At 66.6% G+C, this 8,647-nt stretch carries 10 protein-coding genes; 5 read left to right on the top strand and 5 right to left on the bottom strand.

Going from position 1 to position 8,647, the window contains the following annotated elements:
• Positions 1–91 precede the first annotated feature (91 nt).
• The 5 genes from ACFVYE_RS05025 to ACFVYE_RS05005 form a co-directional block, all read right to left on the bottom strand.
• A complete protein-coding gene (locus ACFVYE_RS05025) occupies positions 92–373 on the bottom strand; it encodes a hypothetical protein (RefSeq protein WP_389604124.1) in 282 nt (93 codons plus the stop codon).
• Positions 374–838, bottom strand: a complete 465-nt coding sequence (locus tag ACFVYE_RS05020; RefSeq protein WP_389604122.1) for a hypothetical protein — start codon at positions 836–838, stop codon at positions 374–376.
• A gap of 150 nt (positions 839–988) precedes the next feature.
• A complete protein-coding gene (locus ACFVYE_RS05015) occupies positions 989–1,552 on the bottom strand; it encodes an HNH endonuclease (protein WP_389604120.1) in 564 nt (187 codons plus the stop codon).
• A 132-nt stretch (positions 1,553–1,684) separates the two neighbouring features.
• Complete coding sequence (locus ACFVYE_RS05010; RefSeq protein ID WP_389604118.1) at positions 1,685–2,110, bottom strand: DUF6221 family protein; 426 nt, start codon at positions 2,108–2,110, stop codon at positions 1,685–1,687.
• Positions 2,111–2,200: 90 nt separating this feature from the next.
• Positions 2,201–3,112 carry a hypothetical protein gene (locus tag ACFVYE_RS05005; protein WP_389604116.1) on the bottom strand — a complete coding sequence of 304 codons (912 nt, stop codon included), beginning with the start codon at positions 3,110–3,112 and terminating at the stop codon, positions 2,201–2,203.
• 145 nt (positions 3,113–3,257) lie between these two features.
• On the opposite strand from ACFVYE_RS05005, the gene ACFVYE_RS05000 reads away from it, so the two are divergent.
• The 5 genes from ACFVYE_RS05000 (at position 3,258) to ACFVYE_RS04980 (ending at position 8,520) form a co-directional block, all read left to right on the top strand.
• Positions 3,258–3,413 carry a hypothetical protein gene (locus ACFVYE_RS05000; protein ID WP_389604114.1) on the top strand — a complete coding sequence of 52 codons (156 nt, stop codon included), beginning with the start codon at positions 3,258–3,260 and terminating at the stop codon, positions 3,411–3,413.
• Between the two features lie 674 nt (positions 3,414–4,087).
• Positions 4,088–4,531 (top strand): hypothetical protein, encoded by a 444-nt coding sequence (locus ACFVYE_RS04995; protein ID WP_389604112.1) that lies wholly within the window; start codon positions 4,088–4,090, stop codon positions 4,529–4,531.
• An 88-nt stretch (positions 4,532–4,619) separates the two neighbouring features.
• Positions 4,620–5,231 carry a Crp/Fnr family transcriptional regulator gene (locus ACFVYE_RS04990; protein ID WP_389604147.1) on the top strand — a complete coding sequence of 204 codons (612 nt, stop codon included), beginning with the start codon at positions 4,620–4,622 and terminating at the stop codon, positions 5,229–5,231.
• A gap of 106 nt (positions 5,232–5,337) precedes the next feature.
• Positions 5,338–6,186 carry a hypothetical protein gene (locus tag ACFVYE_RS04985; RefSeq protein WP_389604110.1) on the top strand — a complete coding sequence of 283 codons (849 nt, stop codon included), beginning with the start codon at positions 5,338–5,340 and terminating at the stop codon, positions 6,184–6,186.
• 306 nt (positions 6,187–6,492) lie between these two features.
• The gene (locus ACFVYE_RS04980) at positions 6,493–8,520 is read left to right on the top strand and encodes a hypothetical protein (RefSeq protein WP_389604108.1); all 2,028 of its coding nucleotides are present in this window, start codon (positions 6,493–6,495) and stop codon (positions 8,518–8,520) included.
• Positions 8,521–8,647: the final 127 nt, after the last annotated feature.

The raw sequence follows: 8,647 nt of genomic DNA, 5'->3' as shown, positions 1-8,647 counted from the left end.
CAACGGTTCCAGCTTCGGACCACGACGCGGTGCTGGCACACCCGAAGAAGCACTCATGCATGAACTAACGACGAATCTCGGGCGCAGGACACTAGTTGGTGGAGGGCAGAGAAGCGGGTTGGCAAGCCTTCAAGCGGGCGAGGCGCTCCCGCGCCTGGTCGGCGATGGGGGCGATGTGCCGGCCGATCGAGGTCTCCGCATAGTCCTTCAGCAGGTACTGCCGATTCTTCAGCTGTGTCCCGCCCAGCCCGTCAACCAGCGCCACCAGCTGCTTGGTACGGGTTACGTACCACTCCAGGGCCGGAGCATCAGTGGTCAGACCGCTGGCCACCTCACGTCCCAGCTGCAGCAAGAAGTAGAGGTGCTCTGCCACTCAATTCGTCCCAAGAACCTGCGTCTTGCGCACCAATCCCCGTTCCACCAGAGGAGCCAGGGCCTCATCCAGCTCCTCGAACGCCCCGAAGCGGTGCCTCAGCATGGGGAAGCGTCGGAGGTCCGGTTCCTCAGAGCCAAGGATCTCCTCAGCCAGATCCAGCAGGCCGCTGTCGTCCGGATGCGTCTCATACTCGTTCATGAGTTCGTACGCCAGGTAGTCGGGATAGCGGAGCCAGAAATCCAGCTTCTGCAGACGCACCTGCGTCCGCACCACTCCCACTGCCGTGTCAGGGCAGTCGAGGCCGGCAGGTACCGGCTGGGCCGAAGCGTTGATCAGAAGCAGCAGCCGTACTGCGTCCTGCCACCGGCTCGCCCGACGGACACCGTCTGCCAAGACCATCAGCCCCCAATTCGGTAGATCAGCGCACCCATCATCCCAGCCCGGCCACTTTGCCGCGCCCACGTTGCCGTACCCCGAGCCTCCAGGAACATCACAAGTTCACGAAGTGGGGAAGGTGCGCAGGAATCCACCGGGCCTGGCGCCCTGGCGTTCGCGGCCCCCTCGACGAGACTGTGCGTCCACGATGCCGCTCGCAGCTGCATACGTTGGCCGCTACTCGTCGTCGGGGATCTCCTCCATGACCTGCCCGAGGTACTTCCGGGTGACGCGGTAGCGCTTTGGCTTCGGCTTCGGTGGTAGGGCCCAGCCGTTGGCCTTCGCCTCCGCGATGGAGTCAGCAGCCCATCCCCGCATGACGCTGATCCAGACTGAGTCAGATGCTCGATGTCCCCAGTAGCGCTCGAAGAACCAGTCACTCCGGCGGCCATCTGTGATCTCGGCCTGGACCAGGTCAAGGTGATCCAGCAGGTCCGAGCAGACCTGCTGTGCTTCTTCGAACGCGCCTCGGAGCGTTTGGCTATTCCGTCGCCTCGTTCGCAGCGGCCAGCGCTCCCTGAACTCCCTCTGCACCGCCCATTCGATCGGGGTCTTGTCGTTCTTCGTATCGTTGCACCTGTCGCAAGCCGGGACCATGTTGTAGTAGCTGTCCAGCCCACCCCTGGACCAAGGTATGACGTGGTCCATCGTCTCGGCCGCGCCGCCGCAGTAGACGCACCTCCCGTCATTCGCCGACAGGACCATGAGCCAGACCCACGTGGGGTGCTTCTTCCTCCCCACCCCTTTGCCCCCTGAATCAGACACTCGAAGCGTTCGCCGCGCGGGCAGCCTCGCTGCTGTCCTCTAGGATCGCCGCCGCACCATCCAGAGGACCGCCGGTTCGGCTGAGGGAATACGTGCTCGCGGTTGCCGTCACTGCACCCTCCAGTCCGGCTTGAAGCCGGGCCGGTCAGCGAAGATCTCGGCGGCCATGCGGAGCAGCGGCTCGCACTCCGCTCCGTCGATGGGACAGGCTTCCACGGGGATCGTCTCGCCGTCCTTCTCCGCCGCCACGAGTGCGGGCTCGTGCTGTTTGACAGTCCACCGCAAGTAGTCGAGAAAGCTGAGCGCGTGGACTGGGTCGTTCAGCACGACGAAGGTGGCCCTCTCCGGGGTACCTGCGTCGAAGTTAGGGCCTTCCGGCCCCGCGAGGATGAGCGTCGAGAAGTCCGGGCCGACGCCCTGCCACCACGATGCCGGCCATTCGCCGTCCAGGTTGGCTTGCACCGCGTGCGCGATCTTCCCCTCTGCGACGATGCACTTGACGACGAAGTCGTGCACTTCCTGCAGCGAAGCCACCGCTGCCTCCTTCTGATCTTGGGGTACTGAAGCCACCAGTGCGACAGTGAAGAACAAACCGGAACCGTTCGTGCGAGCGGCCGGTGTGGTTCAGCGGATACGAGCCCTGGCTCTCGCCTGGGCGCGCGCGAAGGTCGGCCTTGCGAGATCGAGGGTGTTCCCGAGAACCGTGACGAACCCGTTCACCTGCTGCCGGGCAGCCTGCTCCTGGTCCGTGGGCAGCTCAAAGATGTCCGCCATGGCGCCGGCCTGCGAGGCCCAGTCGGTGCGAACACCCTGGTACTCCTGCCAGTTCATCCGGTGCTCCTCGCGAGCGCGACGGAGGAGGTGCTCCGGCGCTCCCTCGAAGGCCAGGATTGCGTTGACCTGCAACTGGAGTTCCCACATCGCCACGGCCTGGTCCGTGGTGATGGGCGCGGCCGCAGGACCGAAGCCGCGAGCGATCTCGGGGAGTCCCCGCGACCGCCACGGACTGGCGACGGTACTGAGAGCGTCCGCGATGTTGTCGAAGTCCGGCCTGCGGCTCTCCTCCCCAGCGCGGATCCACTGCTCCGCGATCCGACGCTGACCGCTGGTCGCCGCCGGATCCGCGAACTGAGCGACGACCTTGTTCGCGATGCTCCTACGGCGCGGTCCGGAGCCGATGCCGACGCTATGCGCCCAGGTCCGAAGTGCCCTACGGGCTTGGACGTCCGGGACGACGGTGTCGTTCATGCACCAGGCGTACAAGACCACGGGGATCATGGTCCGGTGCGGTACCCGGGCGAGTGGTGACCTGAGCTTGGCCGCGTTCAGCTCGTAGAACAGCCGACGCTGCTCCGGCGGATAGAGCCGGCGGTCGCTGCCCCGCTGCGTTGTCTTACGGAAGAGCGGAGGCGCAAGGAGACCCACCTCGACGTAGTCGGTGACCGTCCGCGGACTCACTTTGATTCCCAGGGAGCGGGCATCCTCCACCAGGTCGTCAGCCGTCCCGGCCGACCACTCCCCCGGCTGGTCTGTCATGGGCTGGAACTTACACCGGGATTGAGCCGTTCGAGCGGGATTTCTCAGGCTTCGCTGCCCCAGAATAGGGAGCAACGAAACGCCCTCGCGCCGCTCCCTCTCGCAAAGTCGGCGGCACGAGGGCCTGGAACCCAATGGAGGGCCCATGTACCACCGTACGCGCTATCCCATCCGCCGCCGACCCATCCGGGACCGCCGTCCGGCATGGCGGAAGGGCATCCTCACGCACCTCCTCCGTGTCGCCGGGGGCGCCGCTGTGACCACGACCGTCACTGTGGCGGTCAACCACCTGATCCGCTGAACCGACGACTCCCCGGGGCGACCCAGAAATCGTCAAACAGCCGGCGGCGGGGGCCAAAGCGTTGGATTCCCTCGAATACCCTCGGGCGTCGCGTAGCCATCACCCTGCCAGTCCCCTCGCAGCGTGGAGACGATCTATACGGCGAGTCCCTCAGCGCGGGTGGCTCAGTGGTCACGTTCGCAGTCGACCGGACTCTTGTACCCGGACACACCGTGCAGCCGAAGGGTGTTGCAGAAGTCGGCAACGCAGGTGGCGATCCGGATCCTGGCCTCGCCGCCGGTGCGGAATGCTATCGGTTGAAGCACTCGACTCTGGCAGCGCTATTGAACGCCTCACTCACGGCGTCACGGCGCGTACCGCTCCCCCGCGCGACTAGGCAGTGCGCCTCCGGTGCCTCCCTGTGATGACAACCAACGTCCCCTACAGCCAGGGACTCCACGCTACGCGAGGACCTCACATTCGCGAGGAGCGCGCCCAGCAACGGGATTGGCTCTCCGTGTGGCCCACTACTCAGGCACTGGGCCAGGTGCTGTGCAGCAGCGACTTGGCGCTGGATGGACAGTGACTGCACGGCCACGGCATCCATCGCAGGGGGCATTGTGTATTCAGGTCAGAACGTCAACAGACAGCCGCCGGCAGGTGCTCTGGACACTCTCAGGCTCCGCTCGGCAGAGATGTTCGTCGAGGTGCAGCGCGCGGACACCAAAGCGGCCGCGCTCTTCGGAGTGGCCGGTGGCCTGCTCGCGGCTGCAGTGGCCTGCACCTTGTCCGACAGTGCCCACCGGGCCGGATGGCCCCTGCTCGCACCCTTGGGAGTGCTGTCCCTGCTACTGATGGCCGCTGTCATTGCGGTGCTGGCAGCATTGCGCCCGGCACTCGGCTGGCGTTGCGACCCGCCCAATCCAGTGGAAAGGGGCGTCGACAACCACTCGGGTGCCTTCGGCTGGATCCAGTCCTTGGACGAGCAGGGGCAACTTCGAGCCGAGGCGACGCGTTTGGTCATGCTACGGACCCTGGCGCGGCGCAAGTACTGGCTCATCAGACTGGCCGTGGACCTCACCGTGGCCGCTCAAGGTGTGGCCGGATCGGCGCTATTGATCACCCTTCTCACCCTCTGACACTATCCCACCACCGTCAGTCATATCTTCTTGGGGGAGCATGTATCAGCCGCACCGTGCACTCATCGGAGAACAGCTCTGGTCGCAGATGCTCGACCTCGCTCCCGCCCATCTCCGTCCCGCGCGTAGTGTGCTCCTACGCCAAGGCGATCCAGCTACCCACGTGATCCTCCTGGACACAGGATCGACTCTCGTGACCTTGACGGGACCGGGCGGTGACCGCACACTGCTCGCGGTCCGGGGGCCGGGCGAACTGCTCGGCGAACTGGCCGTACTGGACGCGGAGCCCCGGTCCGCCTCAGTGATCGCTGCCGAAGCCTGCCGTATTCATCTCATCCCTGCGTCCGATTTCCTCGTCTTCGTCGAAGACCACGGTCTGCTCACCTCCCTGCTACGCCACGCGATCGCCCGTGTAAGGGAGTCGGAGGAAGTGCGGCTGGAGTTCGCCACCGCCGACGTCCCGCTCCGTCTCGCCGGAGCCCTCACCCGGCTGGTGCGGGCGGGGGCGCAGACTCCCGGCGGGCTGAGCGTCCGGCTCACCCAGGCAGAGCTCTCCCAAATGATCGGGGCGTCTCGCAACGCCGTGGGCTCAGCCATCAAGCCGTGGAGAGAGCACGGATGGCTGGAAACGGAAGCCGGAGGCGGGCTGCTGATCCATGACATGCAGGCCATCGAGGAAGACGCCCGCCACGCGACGTGACCGGCCTTACGGCGCCGGTGCCAACTGCTGGGCACCGGCAAGGGCGCCGCCACATCAGCATGGGGCCTTCCCGATCGACGCCCACGTCCAAAAGGCAGGTCCGACCGTGTCCTATACCGTCTCTCCACCGTCCAATGTCCCGCCGGAGCACGCACTGCTGGCAGTGGACATGCAAGGCTACAGCCAGATCCCGGAAGTCCGGATGGCGCCGGTCCGTTCCGACCTGGACCTCGTGCTCACCACCGTCCTCGCCCAGAGCGGACTCGAACCTCCTCATCCCGCAGACCCCGCCTTCAAGGACACCGGGGACGGCGCCATCTTCGTACTACCAGCGGGTGACGTGGCCCGGCTGGTTGACCCGCTTCTCGGGCACTTGCACTCCGCTCTCGCCCGCTACGACCGCGAACGCCTCGCAGCCTCTCCGCCGCTGAGGCTGCGGGTCGCAGTCCACGTCGGTCCCCTGTCCCTGCCCGATCACCGCGGCGCCGCCATCAACGAGGTATGCCGACTGCTGGACAGCACACCGCTGCGTACCGCACTGTCCGCCGCGCGCGACCACGACGGCTTCCTCGCGGCCGCCGTATCGGACCCCGCCTTCCGACGGACAGTGCGCGCCGGCCGGACGTCCGAACTGGAAGTGAACCACTTTCTGTCGACCATCGCTCATGTCGAAGGCAAGCCGGACTTCGCCGAGCCGTGCCACCTGTACGTGCCGCGCCTGGTCCCGCAGCTGCTGGCGCCCTACATCTCCGCCGTCTCCTCTCTGGCGACAGCTCAGGACGCAGAGCCGGGCACGACTCCGAAGCCCGGCTCCGCCCAGCCGCCAGCCCCGGCCGCTGCGCCGGCTCGGCCCCCTCACGGTCCCGCCCCGGTGTTCCAGTTCAACGGGGCCATGCAGGACACGACGGTCGCCCAGGAAATCCAGGTCCTGCGCATCGACCGGCGTGGCCGTTGACCTCGCTGTCCCTCTCTGCATCAGCCCTGCACAGAAAGGACCTGCACCCGTATGTCCGACGACCCTATGCGCCCCACACCCGACCTGGACGAGTTCCATGCACCGGATGCAACAGCACCCGTGCCTCACAGCGGAAGCCGCCAATGGCCGGGCTTCCCATGGCAGGCGGGCACGCCGACGACGGCTTCCGCCGACAGCTCCGGCCCGCCCGACACCGCACCTCCGCCTCCGGATCCAGTCCGGACGGCTGTGCAGCAGTCCACGCCAGTGTCACCGGAGCTGGTACTACCGCCTCCCGTCGCATCGGTGGCGGTCCATCAGGCCGATGTAGTGGCCGGTACCGTCCACACGCTCCACATCGAGAAGCGTACGCGTGACGTCCTGGACGGGGTCGACCTCGACCGGAACGAGATCCGTCAGCAACCGTTCGTGCGCGACAACGAATGGAGCAAGGCCTGGGGCAAGGCGGTCGACCCGGTGACTTCGCGCCCCCACTGGCGTGTTCTCCTGGTCGTCGCACCGGGCTCTTATGGCTCCACCACCTTCGCCCTCCAGCTCCTGGCACGCCACACGGGCGACCAAATCGACCTGGTCAAACTGGATGCGGACTGGATGACCCCCAAGGTCGGCAGGCTGCCGCTCGCCGAACAGCGTGCCTATCAACTCGACCTCAAGGACCCGGACCGCGACCGCCCGTCAGCCGACTTCGTGTCCGCTCTCGACCGGTACGCCCAGGACCTCGAGGCCTGCGACTCCTACCTCGTCATCAATGTGGCGGAGGAACTCTACGACCACGGAATCCTCCTGCCCGGGTCAGGCGTGCACGTCGTACGCCTGCACACCCCGCCGCCCGCGCGTCAGGTCGTAGAGGCCCATCTACGCGCGCATGACTGCCCAGGGCTAACCCCATACCTGGCTGCTCTCGATCCTGCGAGGGTTTCGCTCGACGGGCTCGACGCGGTCGAAGCAGTGCGGGCCACCGACACCGTCATCACCGCATGGCAGGAGCATGAGCGCGCCACCCGCACTACCGTCCCTGTCACCGACCCGCACGCAGTGGCATCCGACAGCGAGCTCGCGGAACGGATGACGGATGCACTGTCCGACTGGCGCGACAAACTCGACCACCTCTTCGGTGAGACGGCGACCATACACGGCGGGAAGGAATCCTCTCTCACCTTCGACGACCGCTGTCTGCTGCTGGCTCTTGCCGTCCGGCAGTCCTCATCTCTCCCGGAGGTCGCACGGACCGCACGCACGCTGCAGGACACCATCACCTCGGCCGATCCAGGACGGACCGCATTCGGCACCGGCGCCCAGGCCGTCTTCGCCGGTCGGGGGCTGCGCCGCCGCGTCATCGACGTGGGCGGTGCCGTCAACTCCCACGACGCGGTCACGTTCGATCGGCCCGGCTACGGGAAGGCGGTCCTCGCCTACGTCTGGGACAACTACGAGGTCATGCGTCGGCCGCTTTTGCAGTGGCTGGTCAAGGATGGGGGCCCCTCTGTCGCGGCGGAACACACCGTCGACGCCCTGTCAGCTCTGATCCTCCGTCACGGGTCGTCCGAACATCTCAGCCTGCTCGGCAGCGTCGCCGGCGGAGCGAAGAACGACCTGCTGCCAGCCGTGATGCTCCGGGCCGTGCACGACGAACACATCGGCAGGCGCGCGTGGAGCACCCTGTACCGGTGGGCGGGCACTCAGGAGTTCGCCGGTTCGGTCGTCGCCATCTGCCGCCGCATCCTGAGCGATCCGGAGGCCAGCCCCTCCATGGCCAAGATGGCCATGGTGCGGCTGCGCCGCGTCGTTCACACCTCGGGTGCGGAGGACACCCGAGACACGATTCTCGACGTGTTCACCGAACTGTCCGGGCAGCCCGGCGGGATCGAACGGTTGGCTGAGGAGGTCCACGCCTGGCAGGACGCAAAGGCAAGCGGCCGGGCCGGCGGCCTCGCCTTCCTGGCCATGATGTCGGTCCATCAAGGACCGCTACCTCACCTGCTGACAGATGGTGAGGCACTGGGCATCGATGTGGACCGTGCTCTGCGGGATCTTCTCGGCGACATGGACACTGCGCCGGACGTGATCCCTCGCCTCACGGCATGGATCGCGGCGTGCGCCTCCGATGCGAGTGCCTACGGCGAGGTGGTCGCCCGACTCGTTCCCGTACTGCGAGGACAGCGCATGTTCCAGGCGGCCATGGACCTGATGCAAGCGCTGACAGATGTCCGCACGGCCACCGGCGAGAACGCCGCCGGGGACTTCTACCAGCACCTCGTGGACAAGCGGGTCCACCCCCTGATCAGCATCGACGGAATGGGAGCCCCGGCATGAGGCCGTTCTGGCGCCGAGGCGCACGAACCACCCGATGCCCTGCACCGAGGCAGCTGCCCAGTGCCACCGAAGGCATAGCCTTCGAGGCTACGTTCACCATCATCTGGCGTCCGTCGTGGAGAGGTCG

It is taken from the genome of Streptomyces sp. NPDC058239, assembly GCF_042882185.1.
In the GTDB taxonomy this organism is placed as follows: domain Bacteria; phylum Actinomycetota; class Actinomycetes; order Streptomycetales; family Streptomycetaceae; genus Streptomyces.
Note: the sequence above shows the minus strand (reverse complement) of the source record. Positions and strands in the feature narration are given on the sequence as shown.

Excerpts from the sequence above, each read along its gene's own strand:
- ACFVYE_RS05000 (WP_389604114.1), top strand. The coding sequence starts at position 3,258 with ATGTACCACCGTACGCGCTATCCCATCCGCCGCCGACCCATCCGGGAC.
- ACFVYE_RS04995 (WP_389604112.1), top strand. The coding sequence starts at position 4,088 with ATGTTCGTCGAGGTGCAGCGCGCGGACACCAAAGCGGCCGCGCTCTTC.
- ACFVYE_RS05005 (WP_389604116.1), bottom strand. The coding sequence starts at position 3,112 with ATGACAGACCAGCCGGGGGAGTGGTCGGCCGGGACGGCTGACGACCTG.
- ACFVYE_RS04990 (WP_389604147.1), top strand. The coding sequence starts at position 4,620 with ATGCTCGACCTCGCTCCCGCCCATCTCCGTCCCGCGCGTAGTGTGCTC.